Origin of the sequence: Rhizobium pantanalense (genome assembly GCF_030182525.1) — a bacterium.
GTDB lineage: Bacteria > Pseudomonadota > Alphaproteobacteria > Rhizobiales > Rhizobiaceae > Rhizobium.
In genome coordinates this window covers 1-336 of sequence record NZ_JAQJCH010000070.1, presented here as the reverse complement: position 1 = coordinate 336, position 336 = coordinate 1, and the positions used below count along the sequence as shown (strand labels likewise).

Below are 336 nucleotides of genomic sequence, written 5' to 3'. Positions count from 1 at the left end.
TTATTTCTTCGGTTGTTATAATAGTTTCACCGTTAGGTGAATATTTAATTCTCATTTCAAACTCGCGACGCTGTTCAATTATTTTTTTCCATTCACCACGAGCAAATAAATTAGGGTTCGCCTGATATTCATTACCGCCACAACTAGCAATAATCCCCATTTTTGATAATGAATACAATCTGTTACGTAATGTTCCGTCTTTTATTCCCAATAATTTACAGATCTCCTTACGGTATCTAGTTGATAATGCAATATATCCGTCATAATCCAATTTCCTAAGAATTAAAAATAAAACATCTTTTAGAGAATCAGGTGCTTTTGTGACAGCACATAAAT

At 32.4% G+C, this 336-nt stretch carries 1 protein-coding gene; it reads right to left on the bottom strand.

What is annotated here, in order from left to right:
• Window positions 1-336 (bottom strand): hypothetical protein (locus tag PH558_RS34175; protein WP_285208577.1); only part of this gene is annotated, 336 nt, incomplete at both ends.